Genomic DNA, 20667 nt, shown 5'->3' with positions numbered 1-20667 from the left:
TCCTGCTTGTTCGTACTTTGTTCGTTGCTTTCGTCAGGCGTCAGGCGACCAGCAGCGCAAGCGCTTCGGCCACCAGCGCGGGCTTGCCCTCGCCTTCGATTTCCACCGTGCTCTGCGTCCTGACCAGCACGCGGCCATCGCCCTTGCTGTCGGCAGCCAGCAGGACCACGCGGTTGCGCACGCGCGCACCGGCCTTCACCGGCGTCAGGAAACGCGTCTTCTCCAGCCCGTAGTTCACGGCGGCGCTCGCGTCGTGCGGCACCACGCCCAATTCGGTAAGCTGGCTCGCCACGAGTGAGAGCGTCAGGTAGCCGTGGGCGATGGTGCCGCCGAACGGGCTTTCCCGCCGGGCGCGTTCCACGTCCACGTGAATCCACTGGTGGTCGCCGGTGCACTGCGCGAATGCGTTAATGCGCGCCTGGTCGATCTCTTCCCACGCCGATACGCCGAGTTCCTTGCCAACGAACGCGCCGAGCGTGGCCATGTTGTAGCCTTCGATTGCCATCTCTATTCCTTCCTGATCTTGTGTGCCGAGCGCTGCGTCAGAAGCAGGCTTCGTCCAGACCCAGGAATCCGTCCTGGCCGGTCGTGCTGATCACTGCCGCTTCGAACGCGGAGGCGCGCGGCAGGATGTGGTTGGCGAAGAACTCGGCCGTCGCAATCTTTGCGCCGTAGAACGCTTCGTCTTCACTCCGCTTCTGCGTGGCGACGATCAGCGCCCGCGCCATCTGCCAGCCCGTCAGCACGATGCCGGTCAGCTTGAGATAGGCAACGCTGGCGCCGAACACCGCGTTCGGGTCCTTGCGGCCCTTCTCGACCACGTGGTCCACCGCATTGCCGAGCGCCAGTCGCGCAATACCAAGACGCATCAGCATGGCACTGCACGCGCCGTTGCGGCAGCCGTCGGCGTATTCCTTGAGCGCTTCCAGCGTCTTGTCGATTTCCGCGAGGACGGCCTGCGCCGCCGCGCCGCCGTCGCGCATGGTCTTGCGGCCAATCAGGTCGTTCGCCTGGATTGCCGTCGTGCCTTCATAGATCGGCAGGATGCGCGCATCGCGATAGTGCTGCGCCGCGCCGGTCTCCTCGATGAAGCCCATGCCGCCATGCACCTGCACGCCGAGGCTGGTCACCTCCAGCGACATCTCGGTGCTCCAGCCCTTGATGACGGGCACCAGGTATTCGTACGCGGCACCATAGTGGGCGCGCGTCTCGGCATCCGGCGACTGGTGCGCCAGATCGGAATAGCCTGCCGCCACCAGTGCCAGTGCGCGTGCGCCTTCCGTCAGCGCGCGCATCTCGATCAGCATGCGGCGCACGTCGGGATGCTGGATGATCGTCACAGCGTCCTTCGACGAGCCATCCACCGGGCGGCTCTGCACGCGCTCCTTCGCATAGGCGACAGCCTGCTGATAGGCACGGTCCGAGATGGCGATGCCCTGCACACCCACGCCGAAGCGTGCGGCGTTCATCATCACGAACATGTACTCGAGGCCGCGGTTCTCTTCACCGATCAGGTAGCCGATGGCACCGCCGTTGTCGCCGAACTGCAGCACCGCGGTCGGGCTCGCCTTGATGCCGAGCTTGTGTTCGATCGACACGCACTCCACGTCGTTGCGCGCGCCGAGCGAACCGTCGTCGTTGACCAGGAACTTCGGCACCAGGAACAGCGAGATGCCCTTCACGCCTTCGGGCGCGTCCGGCGTGCGCGCCAGCACCAGGTGCACGATGTTCTCCGCCATGTCGTGCTCGCCGTACGTGATGAAGATCTTGGTGCCGGACACCTTGTAGGAACCGTCCTCCTGGCGATCGGCGCGGGTGCGCACCAGGGCCAGGTCGGAGCCGGCTTGCGGCTCGGTTAGGTTCATGGTGCCGGTCCACTCGCCGGCGATCAGGCGCGGCAGGTAGCGTTGCTTGAGTTCGTCCGAACCTGCCGTGAGCAGCGCTTCAATGGCGCCATCGGTCAGCAGCGGGCACAGCGCAAACGACATGTTGGCCGCGTTCATCATCTCGATGCACGGCGTCGCCACCAGCTTGGGCAGGCCCTGGCCGCCAAACTCGGCCGGATGGACGATGCCCTGCCAACCGCCTTCGCCGAACTGGCGGAAGGCATCACGGAAGCCCGCGGTGGTGGTGACCTGACCTTCGTGCCAGCTACTGGGCTGGCGGTCGCCAGCGGCGTTCAGCGGTGCCAGCACCTCGCCGTGGAATTTCGCGGCTTCCTCGAGCACCGCCTCGACTGTCTCGGGGGTGGCATCTTCGTAGCCGGGCAGCGTGGCAATCTTTGTCAGTCCGGCCAGTTCGCGCATGGCGAACAGCATGTCCTTGGTGGGCGCGGTATAGCTCATCTCATTCCTCTCGCGGAGATGCAGCGTCGGCTCCGGCTCTATGCCCTGCGGCGCTGCGACATCATTGATGGCCCTGATCGTAAGGGCCATCTACGCGAAAGCTATTACCCAAACCCGCCCTTCGAATGACAAATCTTGCCGCATTGCACCATGCCACGACCGAGGCATGCATAGTGCGGCGTTACAGGCGCCTGATGTGGCAGGATTTGTCAGTGGGCGGCCAGTCTTGCCAGCCGCCGCGTACGCTCACAACGCGCGTCGGTAGGCGTTTGGCGTGCTGCCGGTCCAGTGGCGGAACGCGCGATGGAACGCGGTGGGGTTGTCGAAACCCACATCGAACGCAATGGCCGCGATGGGGTCTTCGGAGCGCGTGAGGCGCCGGATGGCGATATCGCGCCGCACCTCGTCCTTGATGGCCTGGAAGGTGGTCCCTTCCGCCGACAGCCGGCGGCACAGCGTGCGCACCGAATGGTGCAGCGCCTGTGCCACCTCTTCGATGGTCGGCGATGCCGGCAGGCAGTCGGCCACGTGTTGGCGGACCCTGTGACAGGTCATCTCCTCGGCGAACGAGACGAAGATCCAGTCCTCCGGTGCGCGCGCGAGGAATTTCTCGAGATCGGGCTTGCGCTGCCGGACCGGCAGATCGAGATACGCAGCATCGAAGACGATGCGCGTGTGCTGCCGATCGAAATGCACGGGTCCCGGAAACAGGTACAGATGGTCGCTGGCGAGCGCTGGGCGCGTATCCGGCAACTCGACCGCCTGCAGCGGTATGCGCTGGCGGATCAGCCACGACGCCACGCCATGCACGAGCTTGAGCATCAGCTCGCGCCCCAGCATGCTCGCGGCCGGTCCGGCCGGGTTGTCCGCCAACTCGACGATGCCGCTCGGACCGTCGCGCCGGGACTCCATGCGGAAGTCGTCAAGGATCAGATGGAAGAACTGCCCGAAGCGGCGCAGCGCGACTTCCAGTCTTGGCGCGTCGAGCAGGCTCAGGCAGAGGTACTTGAGCACGCCATTGCGCAAGGGCCGGCTGAAGATGCCCGGCATTTCGTCGTCCAGCTCTTTCGCGAGCAGGCGGTAAAGCGTCGAAAACTGTTCCTGCGTGACCCGCGCGGCAGGCTCCGACAACAATTCCGATGCGATACCGGAGCATTCGGCCAGCCGTGCCATGGCCGCAGGATCGGCACCGGACAGGAAGCCGTTGACGACAGAGATGGGGACAGTAGCGGAAAAGTCGTTCACGTCATTCACACGAGGCACTGGCAATGCGTGCGATGAAAAGGTGGCGGCTGGTGCATTCTGTCACAGCCGCCGCGCCGTGAGAATCCGTCAGCTACGCGGTGTCCCTCGCCTGGCCCTCATGCTGCAAGCGCCATTTCGACACGCTGCAGCCAAACTGGCTGCCGAACCAGCGCGAAAACGCGCTCAGCGACGAGAAGCCCAGCAATGTGGCCACTTCGGACAGCGGCCGCTCGCGGTTGTCGATATAGCGCACGACCAGGCTCGCACGCGCTGCATTGACGATATCGGAATAACTCGTCTTCTCCTGCGCCAGGCGCCGGTGTACCGTGCGGCGGTCCACCCCGAGGTGCTGCGCCACGCGGTCGACCGAGCACATGCCGGACGGCAGCAGCACGTGGACGAGTTCGCGCACCTTGTCAGGCAACGTGGTGTTTGCCTGGGCCAGCAAGGTGCCGAGGTAGCGCTTGACCTGATGCGCCATGACCGGGTCATACGAAGGCAGCGGCGCTTCGAGGTCCGCGGCAACACAGACAATGCCGTCGAAGTCCTGGTTGAACACGCACGGCATGCCGAACACGCGCTGGAAAGTCGCCTGGCTGGCGGGCGCCGCGTGCGTGAAGCAGATGCTGCGCGGCCGCCACGATGCTCCCAGGCACACGCTCAGCAGGCGGTAGACCACGCCGACCGCAAGGTCGGTGGCCTGGCGTAGCGTACCGGGTTGGTCGTTGAGGATATGCAGCCGGATCATCAGCAATCCTTCGGACTCTTCCATGCGCATCGCCAGCGCTTCATTCTGGACGCCCATGTACCTCACCATCGACTCCAGCGCGCGCCGCAACGTCGGCTGCTCGCGCACGACGAAGGCGAGCGGCCCGAGGTTGGAGACCTGGCGCAGTTCCGCCATGCGCAGGCCGAAATCATCCACGTGCGCAGCGCGCGCGGAGTCGTCCAGCAGGCGGCCGACCTTCTTGGCTGGTATGCGGATATCGGGATCGAGCAGCACATCGCGGCTGATCTTCGCCGCGCGCAGATACTGATGCGGATCCAGGCCCACGGCGCGGGCCACTTCCACGTAATTGGTAAGGCTGGCACTGCGAAGGTAGTAGGACATCGCGTTTTCCCTGACTGTCCCGAAATGTAAATCGTGCGTCCCGAATCGTCAAATTACTGCGCACCATTCGCCGATACTTTGACCATCGGAACAACGGTTCCCAGGACAAGGCAGGACGGCAGCAAACATAGCCGGCAGCCAAATACATTCAGGAGCAACGCAATGCAATTCCTCGACGATTCCCTGCACCCCGAAAACCAGGACAAAGTGGTCATCACCGTGGCCCCGTACGGCCCCGAGTGGATGCCGCAAGATTTTCCGGAAGACATTCCGGTGACCATGGAAGAACAGGTGCAGAAGGCCGTGGATTGCTACAACGCGGGCGCCACCGTGCTGCACCTGCATGTGCGCGAACTGGATGGCAAGGGCTCCAAGCGACTGTCGAAGTTCAACGAGCTGATCGCCGGCGTGCGCGCTGCGGTGCCCGACATGATCATCCAGGTCGGCGGTTCGATCTCGTTTGCACCGGAAGATGACGGCCAGGCCGCCAAGTGGCTGTCGGACGACACCCGCCACATGCTGGCCGACCTCGACCCGAAGCCGGACCAGGTGACCGTGGCGATCAACACCACCCAGATGAACATCATGGAACTGCTGTACCCCGAATACCTCGCGGGTACGTCGCTGTCCCACCCGGCCTACGTCGAGGCCTATCGCGAGATGACCGTGCCGGCCGGCCCGGGCTGGGTCGAAGAGCACCTGCGCCGCCTGAGCAACGCCGGCATCCAGCCGCACTTCCAGCTCACCGGCATCCACGCGATGGAAACGCTGGAGCGCATGGTGCGCGCCGGCAAGTACAAGGGCCCGCTGAACCTGACGTGGATCGGCATCGGCGGCGGCTTCGACGGTCCCAACCCGTTCAACTTCGTCAACTTCGTGCATCGCGCTCCGGACGGCTGCACGCTGACCGCCGAGTCGCTGCTGAAGAACGTGCTGCCGTTCAACATGATGGCGATGGCCATGGGCCTGCATCCGCGCTGCGGCATCGAGGACACCATCATCGACCAGCACGGCAACCGCATGACCTCGGTGCAGCAGATCGAACAGTGCGTGCGCGTGGCCAAGGAACTGGGCCGCGAGATTGCCTCGGGCAAGGAAGCGCGCGAGATCTATCGCATCGGCACGTGGTACGACAGCGCCGAAGAAACGCTGGCAGCCCACGGCATGGTGCCGAACCGCAAGGCCGGCCAGAAGAACCTTCCGCTGCGCAAGGCAGCCTGACACGCCCAGCTGGCCGACCCGGGGCACATCGCCCCTGCGTCGGCCTTTGTCGTAACCGGCGTCTCACGCAAAGGACATCATGACCCCGTCTACTTCCGTCGCGAACCCCTGCATCAACATCTGCCGAATGGACCAGGCGGGCAAGTATTGCCAGGGTTGCGGCAGGACCCTGGTGGAGATTGGCCGCTGGGAGCAGATGACCGAACCCGAGCGTGCCGAGGTGATGGCCGCGGTGTCGGCGCGTCGCCCGCGGCGCAGCGTCCCGGTGTCTTGCGCCTGAGCGCCGCGCGCATATTTCCCTGCGCCCTCCCGCAGTAGCCATGACCCCTTCCAATATTCTCTCGGTCGAAGCGTATTTCGACCTGATCTGTCCGTGGTGCCTGATCGGCAAACGGCATCTTGAAACCGCCATCGACCTGCTCGCGCGCGAACGCCCCGACGTTACCGTGCAGTTGGAGTGGCGCTCTTATCCGCTGATTCCGGCCACGCCGCCCGATGGCATTCCTTACCGCGATTTCTACGTAGCGCGGCTCGGCAGTCCGCAGGCCGTGGCCGTGCGTCAGGCGCAGGTCATTGCCGCGGCACGCGAAGCCGGCCTCACGCTCGCACTGGACCGCATCGAGACCTTCCCCAACACCATGCTGGCCCATCGCCTGGTGCGCTTCGTGCGCACGCAGGACGGGGCAGCTGCCGCCGCCACGCTGGTCGACAACCTGTTCACGCGGTACTTCATGCGCGGCGCGAACATCGGCGATGGACATGTGCTCCGGGAAGCCCTGGCCGAGTGCGGCATTCAATCCCCGCTCGAACAAGGTGCCTCTGTGCAGCACGACATGGACTGGCTGCCACCGCTGAACGGCCCAGACGATCCGCCACCGCGCGCCGGCCTTGGCGTACCGCATTTCATCTTCAACGGCACGCACAGCGTGTCCGGCTCGCGGCCGCCTGAAGCGCTGCTCGAAGCCATGCTTCGTGCGCTCGCACGGGCCAAGCAAATCGCCACGCGGGCAGTTGCCTGAGGTGTTGGTTTGGATGGATTTGAAATCGCCCTCCTTTTTGGAGGGCGATTTCGTTGGGGGGTTTGTGGTTGGGATTGGGATGGCGCTCTTGGCAGGCGCCTCTGTTTCGCCGGCGTAGCCGGCGAGTCACTTTTGTCCGAGCGACAAAAGTAACCAAAAACGCGTTTTGGTTGCCCCAAAGGGGCGAATTTTTATCGTAGTGTGCCAGGGGTGTTGTACGGGTATGGGCTTCAGAGTCCGTCAGGCTGCCTGCCGCGTGGTGCACGACCGTGGTCGGGAATACGGCGATGATTGAACGAGCCCTGCAAGCGTCTGTGGACCCTGCTGCGAGCGATATCGTGTGATCGCCTTCGGCTGCGCTATGCGCAGAGCCCAAGTCTGAGCACGCAGGCCCAGGGTGAACTACTCCTCGGTGACGATGCCTGCCAATGCATGAGCGGAGTAGAGAGAGGGGCGAGAAGAATGCAGACCTCGGGCGCCAGCGAGGTTGATCAGCTTGCGCCCAGACGACGACGTGCGCGCAGCGCAGCCGAAGGCGTCCCACCACCGACCTGGTTGAAACGCTGTCCCCGAGTCCGTCTTGGGGATCGTCCAAAAGCCGTGCCGCGCAAGGCACAGGTTCTGACTCACATGGCGTAGCAGGGTCGAACGGCCGACCACCATCGCAGGCGTCCAAAGCCGTTTGAACCACTGCCGTCGTGGAATTGATGGCCAGCGGCAACGACGCGCTTTTTGGTTACTTTTTGTCGCTCGGACAAAAAGTGACTCGCCGGCTACGCCGGCGAAACAGCAGCGCATGCCAAGAACGACATCCCCCCAAAAACCTTAGCCCTCTAAATCCACCCCCCCCAAAAAAAACACGCTGACTCCCCCTTCAAAGAGCCAGCGCACAATCCCTTCCTACCTTTCCCTTCAGGCTGCCTGTTCCCGCAGCTGCTTCTTGTTGATCTTCCCGACACTAGTCTTCGGTATCTCCGCGACGAAGGCGATCCGTTCCGCTTCGGGCACCGCGTACTTGCTGATGCGACGCGAATCGACATGTCCCAGCAGCTTTTCGCGGATGCTGTCCGCACCGACTTCCGCGCCGGCCTTGCGGACGACGAAGGCCATCGGCCGCTCGCCCCACTTGTCATCCGGCACGCCGATCACCGCGCATTCCTGAACGCCCGGCACTTCGGAGATGAGGTTCTCGACTTCGATCGACGACACCCATTCGCCGCCGGTCTTGATGACGTCCTTGATGCGATCCACGATCTGCACGAAGCCGTCCTTGCCCATGACTGCAACGTCCTGCGTATGCAGATAGCCACCCGCCCACAGCTCTTCGGAGGCGCCAGGCTTCTTGAAGTACGACTGGGTCAGGTAAGGCGCACGCAGCACGATCTCGCCGCGGTTCTGGCCGTCGCGCGGCAGGTCCTGCATGTCTTCGCTGACGATGCGGAAATCTGCCATCACCACCGGTCGGCCCGTCGAGCAGCGCATGCGAACTTCTTCGGCGCGATTCGCCGGCTTCACGTTGGGCGGAAGTTGCGCGAGCGAGACGATCGGGCCGGTCTCCGACATGCCATATCCGGCGAAGATGTCGATGCCGCGATCAAGCGCTGCTTCGCACAGTGCCGGCGGCAGTGCGGAGCCACCGATGATGATCTTCCAGCCGGAGAGATCCTGCCCGCTGTCCTGCGAGGACTGCAGCAGCATCTGCAAGATGGTCGGCACGCAGTGCGAGAACGTGACCTTTTCCGCTTCACGCAGCTTCAGCAGCACGTCGGGCGCGTAGCGGCCAGGCAGCACGGTGCGCAAACCCAGCGTGACGGCCAGGTACGGAATGCCCCACGCCAGCACGTGGAACATCGGCGTGATCGGCATGTACACGTCTTCGCGGTGCATGCGCTGCCCGTCGCGCGGCGAGCAGAGGCTGGCCGACGTGGACAACGTGTGCAGCACGATGTCGCGATGGCTGTAGCAAACGCCCTTCGGATCGCCGGTGGTACCGGTGGTGTAGAACGTTGCCGCCTTGGTGTTCTCGTCGAACTCGGGAAAGTCGAAATCCGGCGAGGCATCTGCCAACAGCGCTTCATACTCGCCCGCGAACTGCAGTTCCGTCTGCGGCGTGGCCTGGCCGTCGGCCAGCAGCACGAAGCGCGGATTGCAGGTGAGCTGGTCGCGAATCTGGTCGAGCACCGGGACGAAATCCGGATGAACCAGCACGATGTCCGCGTCAGCATCGTTGAGCGTGTACAGGATCTGCTGCGGTGACAGGCGCACGTTCACGGTGAACAGCGTCGCGCCCATCATCGGCACGCCGAAGTAGCACTCGAGATAGCGATGGCTGTCCCAATCCATCACGGCCACAGTGGAACCATGTTTCGCGCCGAGCGATGCGAGCGTCGAAGCGAGCTGGCCGACACGGCGGCGGAAATCGCGATATGTGTAGCGCATTTCGCCGCGGTAGCTAATCTCCTGGTCGCCGTAGAGGCTCATCGAGTGGATCAGCAACTGCTTGACCAGCAGCGGATAGGAGTACGCCGACGGCGTGGATACGATCAGGTTTTGTTGCATGTAAGTCTTCCTCCAGCGTTCGGTCAGTACGGCTTGCTGCCGATGATGCCGGCACGCTCCATCTTGCGGTGGCAAGGCGGGTAATCCATCACGGCATAGTGCTGCGTGGCGGTGTTGTCCCAGATTGCCATGCTGTTGGGTTCCCAGCGCCAGCGCACCTGGTACTCGGGGATGTACGCCTGGCTGATCAGGTAACGCAGCAGGTCGGGCGCGCCCGGGTTGGCGTCCTGGCCGAAACGCACGCGATCCGCCGTATGGAAATTGGTGAAATGCGTCGTGAACGCATTCACGTAAAGGATCTTCTCGCCGGTCTCCGGATGCGTGCGCACCACCGGGTGCTCGGCATCGGGATACTGCGCCTTCAGCGCCAGGCGCTTTTCGATCGGCATGGCCGCACCGAAGCTCGCCTCGATGCTGTGGCGCGCGCGCAGGTCGGCAATCTGCGTCTTGATGTGTTCGGGCAGGCGCTCATAGGCCAGTGCCATGTTCGCCCACATGGTGTCGCCACCGACCGGCGGGCATTCCACGCAGCGCAGCACGGCACCGAACTGCGGCGCCTCACGCCACGTGGTGTCCGAGTGCCACGCGTTCTCGTAGCGGTCGTTGGGCTGGTCAGGCGTCTTGTAGATGCGAACCAGGCCCGGGTGCTCCGGATCGCTGCCGGCAACGGGGTGGTCTTCGAGCTCGCCGAAACGGCGTGCGAACGCGACGTGATCGGCACGGCTGATGTTCTGGTCGCGCAGGAACAGCACGCGGTGCTGCAGCAGCAGTGCGCGGATTTCCGCGAACAGGCCATCGTCCCTGACAGCGTCAGCGAGGTTTACGCCGACCAGTTCGGCGCCCAGCGAGCAGGTGATTTGCTTGACTTGCATGACGCGCTCCCTCAGATGACAAAGATCGACGAACCGGTGGTCTTGCGCGACTCCAGGTCCCGATGGGCTTGCACCGCGTCTTCCAGGGCATAGCGCTGGTTGATCTCGATCTTGATCCGGCCTGCGCCGACATGGCCGAAGATCTCGCCGGCCAGCTCGGCCTTCTCGGCGGGATCCGCGATGTAGTCGGCCAGGGCCGGGCGCGTCAGGAACAGGGAGCCCTTCATTGCCAGCAGTACGGGATCGAACGGCGGGATCGGGCCCGAGGCCGTGCCCACGCAAACCAGGGTGCCGCGGCGCTTGAGGGAATCCAGCGAAGCCATGAAGGTGTTCTTGCCCACGCTGTCGAAAACCACCGACACGCCGACGCCGTCGGTCAGCTCACGCACGCGCTTGGCCACGTCCTCGTGGCTGTAGTTGATGATGTGGTCGCAGCCATGGGCACGCGCCACTTCAGCCTTGGCCTCGCTCGATACCGTGCCGATCACCGTCAGGCCGAGCAGCTTCGCCCATTGCGACACGATCAGGCCGACACCGCCGGCGGCAGCATGCAGCAGGATGGTGTCACCCGCCTTGAAGTTGTAGATGCGGCGCATCAGGTACGCCGAGGTCAGTCCGCGCATGGTCATGGCGGCAGCAGTCTCGAAGCCGATGGTCTCCGGCAGCCGGATCAGCGGCGCGGCCGGCACAAGGCGTTCCGTGCTGTATGCCCCCAGCGTGTTGATGAAGCCGGTATAGGTCACGCGGTCGCCCACGGCAACATTGGTCACGCCCGGACCGATCGCCTGCACCACGCCGGCCGCTTCCACGCCCATGCCGGCAGGCAGCGGCACCGGGTACGTGCCATTGCGGAAGTAGGTGTCGGCGTAGTTCAGGCCGACCGCCACATGGCGGATCCGGACCTGTCCCGGTCCCGGCTCGCCAACGTCCATGTCCTCATAGCGAAGGACTTCCGGTCCACCGGTTTCATACATGCGCACGACTTTTGCCATCTTGCTCGTCTCCGAAATCTGTGTCGGCGCGAAGGGGCGCCGCTCATGCAGTGAAATGTAGGGGGTGCCGGAACGCACCGCTTTGCATTGGCTTCCGCCAACTTTGCATTTCATGCCACGGCCGCCTATCATGCGGCTGCATGGACAAAGCGGGCGCACCGCAACGGCGCGCACTGCACAAAGAGCGAGATGGAGACATGCCTTGGACACACTGGTGCGCGCGGGCGCGCTGACCAATTTCTTTGAAGTCGCCCGGGACCTGGGTCTTAACCCGCAGCCACTGCTGAGCGAGGTCCGTTTGAGCCGCGCACTGCTCGGCGATCCGGATCAGCGCGTGTCGGTCAATGCCTGCGCCCGGCTGCTGGAACGTGCGGCACAAGCGGCGAACTGCGAGACCTTCGGCCTGCGCATGGCCGAATCGCGCCAGCTGTCCGACTTCGGCGTAATGAGCCTGCTGATCAGCCAGCAGCCCACGCTGCGCGCGGCGCTGGCCACGATCATCCGTTACCGGCACCTGGTCAATGAATCCCTTGCGATCCTGCTCGAAGAGACCGGCAAGATCGTCATCATCCGTCAGGAAGTGGTGCTCGATACGCCTTCGCGGCAGGCCAGCGAGTTGGCCGTCGGCGTGGCGTTCCGCCTGTGCCGCGCGCTGCTTGGGCCGCACTGGCACCCCCTGAATGTCAATTTCACGCACGCGGCTCCGGCAGACCTGCAGGTCCACCGGCGCCTGTTCGGCTGCCCGATCGAGTTCGAAAGCGAGTTCAACGGGATTTCCTGTCTCGCGGCAGACCTTGATGCCGCCATCCCGACTGCGGACCCTGGCATGGCACGCTATGCGCAGCGCTTCGTCGATACGCTGCCGCGCGTCAATGCGCCGTCGATCGGACGCGACGTGCGCAGCGCCGTCTACCTGATGCTGCCCATGGGCCGCGCCACCTGCGAAGGCGTGGCTCAAGGCCTCGGCCTGAGCCTGCGCACCATGCAGCGCCAGCTTGACGATGCCGGCGAAACCTTCACCGACATCCTCAACGAAGTCCGACGCGAACTGGCGCAGCGCTATGTCGAGAACCCGCAGTATTCCTTGCTGCGCGTAGCCGAATTGCTGGGCTACGGCTCGGCAAGTTCGTTCACGCGGTGGTTCTCCGCCCAGTTCGGCGAAGCGCCGCTGCTCTGGCGGCGCCGGCACGACGGCCGCCCCCGGCAGCCAGCGCAGCCGGCGCACGGCACGCTGTAACGCCGGCAGGCGCCGAGCGTCAACGGCTGGCCTTGGGTGTCACGGAGACGGCCAGCGCTTCGGTGTAGACAGCCTGCACCTGGTCACCCTTGCGGATGCCCTTCAGTTGGGCCGGATCGTCGACATGCAGGTCCACCGTCTTGCCTTTCGGGCCCTTCAGGGTGACCTTGCCGGTCTTCTGGTTCACGGCGACGACATCAGCCGTGACGGTCACCTCGCGCCCGACCATGCCGCCGGGCTTGGCGCCCGGCGCGGCCCGGTCCTCAATCTGCCGCTCGGTGCTGGACCGCATGCCGGTCTGCTTGCTCAGATTGACCGACAGCGCCTCCTTGTATTCGGCGGTGACCACGTCGCCAACGCGGAGCTGGTCGAAATTGCGCACTTCGTCGCCGACCTGCAGGTCCGTGACCTTGCCCTGCTTGTTCTTCAGCGACACCGTGCGCGTGGCGGCATCGATCGCCGTGATGGTCGCCGTGGACTTGACGGTGCCGGTCACCATCGCGGCCCCGACGCCCGATGCCATTTCCACGCGGGCTTCCGGCTGGGCCATGGCCAGGTGGGATGCCGCGGCCAGGGCGGCTGCTACCAGTAGCTTGCTGGAATTCATGCTTTGCTCCTTGCGGGAGTTCAGGAAAACCGCGGCGGTGGGCGCCCGCGGGGCTACAACATGCGTGCTGCCTCGTCCAGCAGCGTAGCCTGCGACAACATGTCGGCCCGCGCGTACCGCACAAGGGAAAACCAGCGCACGAGCGGCGGATCGCCCGGCACGTGCGCACACAGCAGTTCGAGGTCTTCGCCGGGCACGGTGCTGTCCGCGGACAACAGCACGTTCACCTGGCTGAGCCGTACCGTGCGGCTGTCGACATGCATGCGGTTGGCGGCGTCCGCCAGCACTTCGCCGAGGCATTCGAGCTGCCGCTCGAGCGTATCGCCGCCGTGGCCCAGCGCCGCGAGTTCGCTGTCGTTGCTGGCGATCTCGTCCTTGACGGCCTGGATGGCCGACGCATCGGCCATCGCGCCGCCCACCATCGAACGCAGGCCGGTGCCCTGGCGCTCATAGAGCTTGAGCTGCGCCTTGAGCAAGGTGATTTCGCGCTCCAGTGTGTCGCGCCGGCCCTTGCCCGCGGCAAACTGCGCAATGGCTTCGATGGCAAGCTGATCCAGCATGCGCAGCAGGATCTCGGCACGCAGCCCCGCATCCGAGTCGGCGCAGATCCTCACCTGGTGGTCGGTGAAAGACACGAGGGTCTGGGGCACGTCGGCGCGCATGACATCGCCCTCCAGCGCCACCCCGAGCGTGCGCCGCTCGTTCATGGCCATGCCAAGCACGGCATAGGCGTGGTCCGCTTCGGGCGTACGTTCGAAGAATTCACGCAAATCGGGGCAACGGCTGAAGGCGCGCGGGACATCGGCAGGCGTGCCGAAATACGCATGGATATGCGGATCGGTCGCCCATGCGGCCTCGCTCGCCTCGCGCGGCGCGGGCAGGCTCGTCACGGTCGGCCGGATTGCTTCGAGCGCTGTGGCGAGCCGGGACGCCAGCCGCTTCTCATAGTGCGGGACAAGGCGCAAGCGCGGGCTGAGCGCTGTCAGGCGCTCGGTGAGTCCGGCCAGTTCCTGGTCGTCGCGGCGCCGGGGGGTATCGCCTCGCCGTCGGATCCACTGCAGAAAGCCCATAGCGCGCGTAACCGTGAGAACCCGTGATCACCGGAAGCGTTCGGCCATCACCATGGCGTTGATCTTGTGTCCCTTCCAGAACATGCCGTGGATACGGGGCTGGAGCTTGCGCAGCGCATCGGGGTCGAGTTCGTTGAAGACCACCGTCACACCAGGATGCGTGCCATCGCCCGCGACATGCTCGATTTCGTCATAAGCGGGCAAACCGTACTTGACCAGGAAATCACGGACCTCCTCGTCAGTGGCGGCAGCATCAACATTCCCGAGATACAAGACAGCCATGATGAGCTCCCATTCGCAGCGGCGCACGCGGCCGCGTCCTCGTATGTTCTAGATCATCCTTGGTGAAGTACAAGGCTGTTTTCTTGGGGTGGCCGCATTCCGCGGCAACGCACGCCGCTTTGACAGACTGAGCCCGGCTTCGCTACCCTTCGTCTTGCCCGACGGTTTCGCCGGCGGCGCTGCCACATTCCGGAGAGCCTATGCGCAAGCACTTGCCGCTGTTGCTGACCGCCCTGATGACATTGGGCGTGGCCACCACCTCCCAGGCGCAGTCGGCCCCGGGCACCGGCGCGGCTAACGCCATATCGGATGCCGTGCAGGAGGGCTCCAACCCCTATCGCCCACCGTCAGGCGGCAGCACCGATCCGGAAGAAGCCAGGCGCGCCAAATGCGAGGCACTGAAGGAAGAGTTCAACGCGACGTCGAAGAAGAGAACCTACGAGTCGTCGGGCACGTCAACGCAAAACGCACAGGGCCGACCCGTCCCGAAGATCGAACGGGGCACGACACGGAAGGACCTGCAGGAGACATACCGCGCCAATTGCACCTGACGGTACAAGCGTGCAGGCTACACTTCCACGCGCTCTCCTTGCCCGGCAGCACGATCGCATTCCCCAGTGCTTTGCGCTGATCAACAACGTTGAGGGAACCGAGCCTGCCCGCTCACGACGCCCGTGCCGCAAGCATCTGAACACGGTCTGCTCGCGTACTTGATGCACTGGGCCGGCACACCGACGCGCACGTTCACATGGAAACGGTGCTTCCTGCTTGCCCCTGGATCAATCGCCCGAGCCGGCCCAGCGCCGCCGTGGAGGCTTTGCAGTACTGCTGGTCCCCACGGGTCTGAGTTCGCCCTCCCATGGCAATGCCTCCGGATCCAGCACGTGCTCTCCTTCCGTGGCCCTGTCATAGAGATGGTCTCGTACAACCTGGCCAATCGCGATTCGACACAGCACTTCAGCGGGCTGGTCGATTGCAGACTGCAGATCGGTAGCGACGCCTCGTACAGTAAAAGAACGTCTTCCCGTGCCGACAAAGCTGGTGAACTGGATGCCCGCGGCATGGGAGCTGTCGCGGACGCTGACGGACACGTGATAGGCGAGACCCTTGCCATCAGCGATCAGCGTGCAGAGAAAACTGGATGGCGAGGTTGCACTATGCATGACGGGAGCGCGAGAAGTTTAGGGAGAGTCTCCAGCTTCAAGACCTGCTTCCGACTCTACTCCTTCCGCACCCCTCACGGTGAAACCAGCAATGAAAAAGCCCCGCGGTTTCCCGACGGGGCTTCTTGCACAACTTGGGCGGATGCTTCAGATCGGCTCGATCTTGGTAGCGGCCGGACCCTTCTGGCCGACACCAGCCACATAGCGCACTTTCTGTCCTTCCTGAAGTGACTTAAAGCCGTTTCCCTGAATTTCAGAGAAATGCGCGAACAGGTCGTTTCCACCTGCATCAGGTGTAATAAAGCCAAAACCCTTTGAATCGTTAAACCACTTTACCGTACCGGTTTCCATGTGAGGACTCCATAAAAGATTCTCGCCCAGCCGAAAGAGCAAGCGAGGCATGACGATCAAGGAGGAAACATGGAGAGAAAGTGGCGCCGCCGGGGCGTGTACCTAACACTTCGAGGTTACGCTTGAAGATCCTGCACCGATTCTTATACAGGCATGCCGCATCGCGGTCAACGAAGATCTCACTGCAACCGATACTCCGTCGCCAGGCTCGCCAGACGCCAACGTGATGAAGACTTCCGGTGAAAGAGTTCCTGACTCTTCAGCGATGCATGCTACAGTCGGATTCCTTCAGCACAAGAGGTCGGTATGTTGCTCTGCGCAACTTGTCTTGCAGTGTTGCGTGACGCCTCCGGTGCCCCTGGACATCTCTCGTTGCGCATCATCGATACGCGGCGGAGCAAGATTCCTCGATCCGTCACGGTCACTATCAGCACATTCCGTTGCTCGGACTGCGGCGCAATCTGGCGCTACCGCGAAGCAAAGGACAGCGGTCCGCAAGGCTGGGCGCTGGTGCCCAGCGACGAAACAAGCGATGGTGGCTGATACCCGAGACCGATGCGGGTAACTTGCGCAGACTCGGGGAGATAACCGGTCTCTTGCACCGCCCACATTCCCATCAGCGCCTGTAGTCGATGGATGCCAACCCCGGCACGATCTTTTCAAGCAGTGACAGCGACCGAATTGGCAGGCGTGTAATCGCGGCGCATTTCGACCATGCGGTCGAGCGAGCAGGAGATACCGGCGAATCATGATCGAACCAATCCTGCTGGCCGTCACGCGTGTTGCCACATTCGAGGGCCAACAAGCCAAGACCAACGCCACTGGCTTTTTCTTCGAACGAGCGCAGCGACTGTTCGTTGTCACGAGCCGGCATGTGCTGATCGATGAGCCGACCAAGCACTTTCCCGACCGGATCGAGATAGAACTGCATGTCGATCCGGACAACATGGGAGCGTCCACCGGCTTCTCGATTCCGCTGTATCGCGACAGCAAGAGTGTCTGGCGTGACGGACTCGATGGCGGCGGCGGCATCGACGTGGCCGTGATCGAACTCGACCGCGCCGCGCTGCCGCCGAGCATGGTCTATCGTGCCTTTACGCCCACCCACCTTTACCGGCCACGCGACCGCATCGAAGCAGGCACGCCTGTGCTGATCGCCGGCTTCCCGCTGGGATTCCATGACACGCTTCATCATTTGCCCGTCGTGCGCCAGGCAATCATCTCATCCTCGTTCGGCATGCGCTTTCAAGGGCATGGCTACTTCCTGACCGATGCGAGGACGCATCGCGGCACGAGTGGAGCACCGGTGGTCATGCGCATGCCCAGAACCGACGCATCCACGCGCGCGCTGCCATGGATGCTGCTTGGCACACACTCGGCGCGACTCGACGTGGGCCCCCGGGACTTTGTACTAGATGAAGCCCTGGGCTTGAACACCGCCTGGTATGCCGACATCCTGCTGCCTCTGACCGAAGCATGATCCGGTAACGGCGGTCCGACTTGATGGATCCTGCGCTCCATGGAGCTATCCTGGATCCGTGGTGCTTGCCCGCGCAGGACATCCTCAGGCAAGAAATTCCCAGGCGTGGTACCATTCGCCCCTGTCGACAGATCGTCGATTTGCGCCGTCCGCCAAAGATCATCATTAAAAGAGTACTGGCGGCAGCACGGGTGTACACCCGAACCTTTCGCGGCAACAACCGGCCGCAACCATTTCCGACCCGCGGCACGTCCGCTCCGCAGCCACCGCACATGTACCAGGCGCGCTGGCTGATGCAAGAACGGTCAATCCCATACCAGTTTCTCCGTCTGCGCTAGCGCGCGGGACGCGACACTGACATTTTCAATGGCCACCGATTGCCGGGACCACGCGCGCCGCTTCCACAAGGAAGGACCAGACGCGCACCCCCAACCGCGCGCCTACCGAGCAGGAAACAGTTTGAATCAAAGCACGACCCCGTTCACCGTTTCGGTGTACCCCATCCAACAAGAGCCCGGCGTATGGTTCGCGAACTACATGATCTCCGAGTACAAAGACGGCGCTGAATGCGTCGTCGCCAACGTCTCGATGCGTCATGCCACGCACCACACCGAAGCCAAAGCCCGGCATGCCGCCCGCCGGGCAGGGGAAAGCGCTGTCGCGCGCATACGGTCCCAACCATCCCCTTACCGGCACACGACACTCGTATCCACGTTGTCGCGTGGCACTCGCTAACGCCCAAAGGAGCATCCCATGGCAAAAGAAGAACTAGTGGAGTTCGGCGGCAGGGTTTCGGAAGTCCTCCCGGATAGCCGCTTTCGCGTCACCCTGGAGAATGGCTTCGAGGTCTGGGCCTACTCGTCTGGCCGGCTCAAGAAGAATCGCATACGGATTCTCGCAGGCGATCGCGTCACGCTTGAGATGTCGCCATATGACCTGACAAAGGGCCGCATCAACTATCGTCACAAGAACTGAGGGAATGCTATTCCCGCATTCCTGATCCCTGAGCTGGCATGGAGTGCTGAGGTTCCCAGGCAGCCGCCGAGCGCTCGGCTTACCGATGCGACGTCATCATCGCCATGGGGCCTCGAACAAGCGGCACCGAGCAATAGTTGGTCGACTTGCGACGTCGGCGACTGCTTCTGTCTGCAACCCTCTTTCCTGTCGAGCAGATCGAAAGGCCCTTCGCAAGATCATTGCAGCCATGCGATATAGCGAAGGAGAACGACAGAGACGGGTCGACCAGAGACGGCCGTGGCATCTGGGCGCCAAAGGCGCCCACGGGCGATTTATCCAGCCGAGCCCTTGTTCGGATTGATCAGGTACTTCTCCCCCGTCGCTCGCTTGTTGTAGAGGGCGATCATGTCCAGATCCAGTACCTCGGCCAGCGAGATCTCTTTTGAGTAGTGGCTGGCAAAGGTGGTCTTCAGCTCTGCGACCACACGTTGCTTCAGCGCGTTGGCGCGCTCGCGCCCGATCTTCTGCAGGAACGGGAACAGCAGCCAGCCGCCCATGCCCCACGCCATGCCGAAGTTGCGGCTAAACTCGGTCGGGCTTGTGTCCAGGCCGCCGTAGAGGTAGACCTGCTTGTGGGTGGTCGAGCCATAGCGGCTGTATTCGCGGGCCGATTTATTCAAGGCCGCTTCCATGCAGGTGAGGATCTGGCCGCCGAGCTTGCCGCCGCCCGTGGCGTCGAACGCGATCGTTGCACCAGTGGCGATGAGTGCCTCGGTGAGGTCCTGCATGAACGTGGGCGACGCGGCGTTGCAGACGTGGACCGCACCTTGTGCCTTGAGCAGGTCCGCCTGCTCTTGCTTGCGCACGATGTTCACCAACTTGATGCCATCCTTGAGACAGATCTGATTGAGCATCTGGCCAAGATTGGAGGCCGCGGCGGTGTGCACTAGGGCGCTATGTCCTTCGAGCCGCATGGTCTCGACCATGCCCAGTGCCGTGAGCGGATTGACGAATGACGACGCGCCGTCGGCAGGTGTGGCGCCCTCGGGAAGAACCAGGCACTGGTCCGCGGAAATGCAGCGGTACTGCGAGTACATCGCGCCGCCGATGGCAGCCACAGTCTTGCCCATCAGTGCTTGCGCCGCTGTGGACGAGCCCGCCTCGACGACCACTCCCGCGCCCTCGTTGCCAACCGGCATGGACGCATCCAGGCGGCCCGCCATGCTGCGCATCGCGCCTTCCGGAACGCGTGCGGTGACGATGGGGCGTTCGGCCGTGCCGCTGGCCTTGGCCGTGCTCATGTCCGCAGCACCGAACAGCAGGCCGAGATCCGACGGGTTGAGCGGAGACGCTTCAATGCGGATGAGCACTTCATCCGGGCCAGGGTGCGGCGTGTCGATGCTGTCTAGCGACAGCTCGAGTTCACCGCTGCCCTTGATTCGCGAACGAAGTTGAAGTGCACTGTGCATTCGATGTCTCCCTGGTCTGTCGGTTTGCGGTGAGCGGGGCTGCAGCGTGGAGCTGTTTTTGCCGGCAGTCAGCAATGTAGCAAGTTCCTGGGAATCCCGTACTGGGTGAGCGATTCAGGTCATGCGTGGGCCGACAGGCCATCATGCATTGCACTGATAGTGGCTGATCTCCAACTGGACATGTTCCGCGCGGCGGTCCTGCGCACGCCTGACGCCGTGGCGATTCACTACTTCGACGCCGCGCTGACCTACACGGAACTCGATGGACTGAGCGACGCCCTCGCCGAGATCCTGCGCCGCGAACTCTGCGACGACTGACCGGTGCGGTCCCGTCTCACGCCCACCTCCAGACGGAGAACACCGCATGAACTACGAAATTGTCGCCGGAGGCCTTCGGTTTCCCGAAGGTACGTCTGGATGCAGGACGGGTCGGTGATCGTCGTCGAGATCGCCGCCGGCAGGCTCACCCGGATCGAACCGGACGGGAGCAAGGAAACCATCGCAAGGGCGGCTTCCCCTCAGGGCTGTCACTGGGGCCGCAGCCGGGGTGCGTCCCGTACGGGCCGATCGCCCGCAAACCCGCGCCAGGACTGGCGCGTCCTAGAGGACTCGAACCTCTGACCGCTCGCTTAGAAGGCGAGTGCTCTATCCAACTGAGCTAAGGACGCGGAGGGCAGCATTCTACCG

Annotated in this window: 21 protein-coding genes and 1 tRNA gene; 8 read left to right on the top strand and 14 right to left on the bottom strand. The window is 63.6% G+C overall.

Going from position 1 to position 20667, the window contains the following annotated elements; all coding sequences use genetic code 11:
• Positions 1 to 40: 40 nt before the first annotated feature.
• The 4 genes from KHO41_RS07320 to KHO41_RS07305 form a co-directional block, all read right to left on the bottom strand.
• Positions 41 to 505 carry a MaoC family dehydratase gene (locus KHO41_RS07320; RefSeq protein ID WP_211952622.1) on the bottom strand — a complete coding sequence of 155 codons (465 nt, stop codon included), beginning with the start codon at positions 503 to 505 and terminating at the stop codon, positions 41 to 43.
• Positions 506 to 542: 37 nt separating this feature from the next.
• The gene (locus tag KHO41_RS07315) at positions 543 to 2345 is read right to left on the bottom strand and encodes an acyl-CoA dehydrogenase (protein WP_211952621.1); all 1803 of its coding nucleotides are present in this window, start codon (positions 2343 to 2345) and stop codon (positions 543 to 545) included.
• A gap of 246 nt (positions 2346 to 2591) precedes the next feature.
• On the bottom strand, positions 2592 to 3590 hold the full coding sequence (locus tag KHO41_RS07310; protein WP_280519691.1) for an AraC family transcriptional regulator: 999 nt from the start codon (positions 3588 to 3590) through the stop codon (positions 2592 to 2594).
• Between the two features lie 91 nt (positions 3591 to 3681).
• A complete protein-coding gene (locus tag KHO41_RS07305; RefSeq protein WP_211952620.1) occupies positions 3682 to 4701 on the bottom strand; it encodes an AraC family transcriptional regulator in 1020 nt (339 codons plus the stop codon).
• Between the two features lie 162 nt (positions 4702 to 4863).
• On the opposite strand from KHO41_RS07305, the gene KHO41_RS07300 reads away from it, so the two are divergent.
• The 3 genes from KHO41_RS07300 (at position 4864) to KHO41_RS07290 (ending at position 6941) form a co-directional block, all read left to right on the top strand.
• The gene (locus KHO41_RS07300) at positions 4864 to 5922 is read left to right on the top strand and encodes a BKACE family enzyme (RefSeq protein WP_211952619.1); all 1059 of its coding nucleotides are present in this window, start codon (positions 4864 to 4866) and stop codon (positions 5920 to 5922) included.
• Between the two features lie 79 nt (positions 5923 to 6001).
• Entirely contained in the window at positions 6002 to 6202 is a 201-nt protein-coding gene (locus tag KHO41_RS07295; protein ID WP_211952618.1) for a DUF1289 domain-containing protein, read from the top strand.
• A gap of 40 nt (positions 6203 to 6242) precedes the next feature.
• Positions 6243 to 6941, top strand: a complete 699-nt coding sequence (locus KHO41_RS07290; protein WP_211952617.1) for a DsbA family oxidoreductase — start codon at positions 6243 to 6245, stop codon at positions 6939 to 6941.
• 912 nt (positions 6942 to 7853) lie between these two features.
• Here the strand turns inward: KHO41_RS07290 and KHO41_RS07285 are convergent.
• From KHO41_RS07285 to KHO41_RS07275, 3 genes are read right to left on the bottom strand one after another with little or no spacing between them, the layout of a single operon-like run.
• Complete coding sequence (locus KHO41_RS07285) at positions 7854 to 9500, bottom strand: fatty acid--CoA ligase (RefSeq protein WP_211952616.1); 1647 nt, start codon at positions 9498 to 9500, stop codon at positions 7854 to 7856.
• 23 nt (positions 9501 to 9523) lie between these two features.
• A complete protein-coding gene (locus KHO41_RS07280) occupies positions 9524 to 10372 on the bottom strand; it encodes a TauD/TfdA dioxygenase family protein (RefSeq protein ID WP_211952615.1) in 849 nt (282 codons plus the stop codon).
• 11 nt (positions 10373 to 10383) lie between these two features.
• Positions 10384 to 11364 (bottom strand): quinone oxidoreductase family protein, encoded by a 981-nt coding sequence (locus tag KHO41_RS07275; RefSeq protein WP_211952614.1) that lies wholly within the window; start codon positions 11362 to 11364, stop codon positions 10384 to 10386.
• 202 nt (positions 11365 to 11566) lie between these two features.
• Between KHO41_RS07275 and KHO41_RS07270 the strand changes: the two genes are divergently transcribed.
• Entirely contained in the window at positions 11567 to 12601 is a 1035-nt protein-coding gene (locus KHO41_RS07270; RefSeq protein WP_211952613.1) for an AraC family transcriptional regulator, read from the top strand.
• A 19-nt stretch (positions 12602 to 12620) separates the two neighbouring features.
• Here KHO41_RS07270 and KHO41_RS07265 read toward each other — a convergent pair whose 3' ends face one another.
• From KHO41_RS07265 to KHO41_RS07255, 3 genes are read right to left on the bottom strand one after another with little or no spacing between them, the layout of a single operon-like run.
• Positions 12621 to 13208 (bottom strand): hypothetical protein, encoded by a 588-nt coding sequence (locus KHO41_RS07265; protein ID WP_211952612.1) that lies wholly within the window; start codon positions 13206 to 13208, stop codon positions 12621 to 12623.
• Positions 13209 to 13261: 53 nt separating this feature from the next.
• Complete coding sequence (locus tag KHO41_RS07260) at positions 13262 to 14278, bottom strand: hypothetical protein (RefSeq protein ID WP_211952611.1); 1017 nt, start codon at positions 14276 to 14278, stop codon at positions 13262 to 13264.
• Positions 14279 to 14305: 27 nt separating this feature from the next.
• Positions 14306 to 14560 carry an RNA-binding protein gene (locus tag KHO41_RS07255; RefSeq protein WP_211952610.1) on the bottom strand — a complete coding sequence of 85 codons (255 nt, stop codon included), beginning with the start codon at positions 14558 to 14560 and terminating at the stop codon, positions 14306 to 14308.
• Between the two features lie 200 nt (positions 14561 to 14760).
• On the opposite strand from KHO41_RS07255, the gene KHO41_RS07250 reads away from it, so the two are divergent.
• Positions 14761 to 15111: a hypothetical protein gene (locus KHO41_RS07250; protein ID WP_211952609.1), complete on the top strand. Its 351-nt coding sequence runs from the start codon at positions 14761 to 14763 to the stop codon at positions 15109 to 15111.
• 228 nt (positions 15112 to 15339) lie between these two features.
• Here the strand turns inward: KHO41_RS07250 and KHO41_RS07245 are convergent, their stop codons facing one another.
• Together KHO41_RS07245 and KHO41_RS07240 are read right to left on the bottom strand one after the other, a co-directional pair.
• Entirely contained in the window at positions 15340 to 15723 is a 384-nt protein-coding gene (locus KHO41_RS07245; RefSeq protein ID WP_211952608.1) for a hypothetical protein, read from the bottom strand.
• A gap of 147 nt (positions 15724 to 15870) precedes the next feature.
• Entirely contained in the window at positions 15871 to 16074 is a 204-nt protein-coding gene (locus KHO41_RS07240) for a cold-shock protein (protein WP_010812830.1), read from the bottom strand.
• Between the two features lie 748 nt (positions 16075 to 16822).
• Between KHO41_RS07240 and KHO41_RS07235 the strand changes: the two genes are divergently transcribed.
• Together KHO41_RS07235 and infA are read left to right on the top strand one after the other, a co-directional pair.
• Positions 16823 to 17554 carry a S1 family peptidase gene (locus KHO41_RS07235; protein WP_211952607.1) on the top strand — a complete coding sequence of 244 codons (732 nt, stop codon included), beginning with the start codon at positions 16823 to 16825 and terminating at the stop codon, positions 17552 to 17554.
• Between the two features lie 753 nt (positions 17555 to 18307).
• Positions 18308 to 18529, top strand: coding sequence for a translation initiation factor IF-1 (gene infA / locus KHO41_RS07230; protein WP_211952606.1), 222 nt, complete (start codon positions 18308 to 18310; stop codon positions 18527 to 18529).
• A 314-nt stretch (positions 18530 to 18843) separates the two neighbouring features.
• Here infA and KHO41_RS07225 read toward each other — a convergent pair whose 3' ends face one another.
• Entirely contained in the window at positions 18844 to 19980 is a 1137-nt protein-coding gene (locus KHO41_RS07225; protein ID WP_211952605.1) for a zinc-binding dehydrogenase, read from the bottom strand.
• A 159-nt stretch (positions 19981 to 20139) separates the two neighbouring features.
• Here KHO41_RS07225 and KHO41_RS07220 point away from each other — a divergent pair, with 159 nt between their 5' ends.
• Complete coding sequence (locus KHO41_RS07220) at positions 20140 to 20298, top strand: hypothetical protein (protein WP_211952604.1); 159 nt, start codon at positions 20140 to 20142, stop codon at positions 20296 to 20298.
• A gap of 273 nt (positions 20299 to 20571) precedes the next feature.
• Here KHO41_RS07220 and KHO41_RS07215 read toward each other — a convergent pair.
• Positions 20572 to 20648: transfer RNA gene (locus KHO41_RS07215), tRNA-Arg, on the bottom strand.
• Positions 20649 to 20667: the final 19 nt, after the last annotated feature.

The organism is Cupriavidus numazuensis (assembly GCF_905397435.1).
GTDB lineage: Bacteria > Pseudomonadota > Gammaproteobacteria > Burkholderiales > Burkholderiaceae > Cupriavidus > Cupriavidus numazuensis.
This window is presented reverse-complemented; position numbering and strand designations above follow the sequence as displayed.

Bases quoted from the DNA above. Each gene is read 5' to 3' on its own strand.
- KHO41_RS07320 (WP_211952622.1), bottom strand. From the start codon at position 505: ATGGCAATCGAAGGCTACAACATGGCCACGCTCGGCGCGTTCGTTGGC.
- KHO41_RS07315 (WP_211952621.1), bottom strand. From the start codon at position 2,345: ATGAGCTATACCGCGCCCACCAAGGACATGCTGTTCGCCATGCGCGAA.
- KHO41_RS07305 (WP_211952620.1), bottom strand. From the start codon at position 4,701: ATGTCCTACTACCTTCGCAGTGCCAGCCTTACCAATTACGTGGAAGTG.
- KHO41_RS07300 (WP_211952619.1), top strand. From the start codon at position 4,864: ATGCAATTCCTCGACGATTCCCTGCACCCCGAAAACCAGGACAAAGTG.
- KHO41_RS07295 (WP_211952618.1), top strand. From the start codon at position 6,002: ATGACCCCGTCTACTTCCGTCGCGAACCCCTGCATCAACATCTGCCGA.
- KHO41_RS07290 (WP_211952617.1), top strand. From the start codon at position 6,243: ATGACCCCTTCCAATATTCTCTCGGTCGAAGCGTATTTCGACCTGATC.
- KHO41_RS07285 (WP_211952616.1), bottom strand. From the start codon at position 9,500: ATGCAACAAAACCTGATCGTATCCACGCCGTCGGCGTACTCCTATCCG.
- KHO41_RS07280 (WP_211952615.1), bottom strand. From the start codon at position 10,372: ATGCAAGTCAAGCAAATCACCTGCTCGCTGGGCGCCGAACTGGTCGGC.
- KHO41_RS07275 (WP_211952614.1), bottom strand. From the start codon at position 11,364: ATGGCAAAAGTCGTGCGCATGTATGAAACCGGTGGACCGGAAGTCCTT.
- KHO41_RS07265 (WP_211952612.1), bottom strand. From the start codon at position 13,208: ATGAATTCCAGCAAGCTACTGGTAGCAGCCGCCCTGGCCGCGGCATCC.
- KHO41_RS07260 (WP_211952611.1), bottom strand. From the start codon at position 14,278: ATGGGCTTTCTGCAGTGGATCCGACGGCGAGGCGATACCCCCCGGCGC.
- KHO41_RS07255 (WP_211952610.1), bottom strand. From the start codon at position 14,560: ATGGCTGTCTTGTATCTCGGGAATGTTGATGCTGCCGCCACTGACGAG.
- KHO41_RS07250 (WP_211952609.1), top strand. From the start codon at position 14,761: ATGCGCAAGCACTTGCCGCTGTTGCTGACCGCCCTGATGACATTGGGC.
- KHO41_RS07245 (WP_211952608.1), bottom strand. From the start codon at position 15,723: ATGCATAGTGCAACCTCGCCATCCAGTTTTCTCTGCACGCTGATCGCT.
- KHO41_RS07240 (WP_010812830.1), bottom strand. From the start codon at position 16,074: ATGGAAACCGGTACGGTAAAGTGGTTTAACGATTCAAAGGGTTTTGGC.
- KHO41_RS07235 (WP_211952607.1), top strand. From the start codon at position 16,823: ATGATCGAACCAATCCTGCTGGCCGTCACGCGTGTTGCCACATTCGAG.
- infA (WP_211952606.1), top strand. From the start codon at position 18,308: ATGGCAAAAGAAGAACTAGTGGAGTTCGGCGGCAGGGTTTCGGAAGTC.
- KHO41_RS07225 (WP_211952605.1), bottom strand. From the start codon at position 19,980: ATGCACAGTGCACTTCAACTTCGTTCGCGAATCAAGGGCAGCGGTGAA.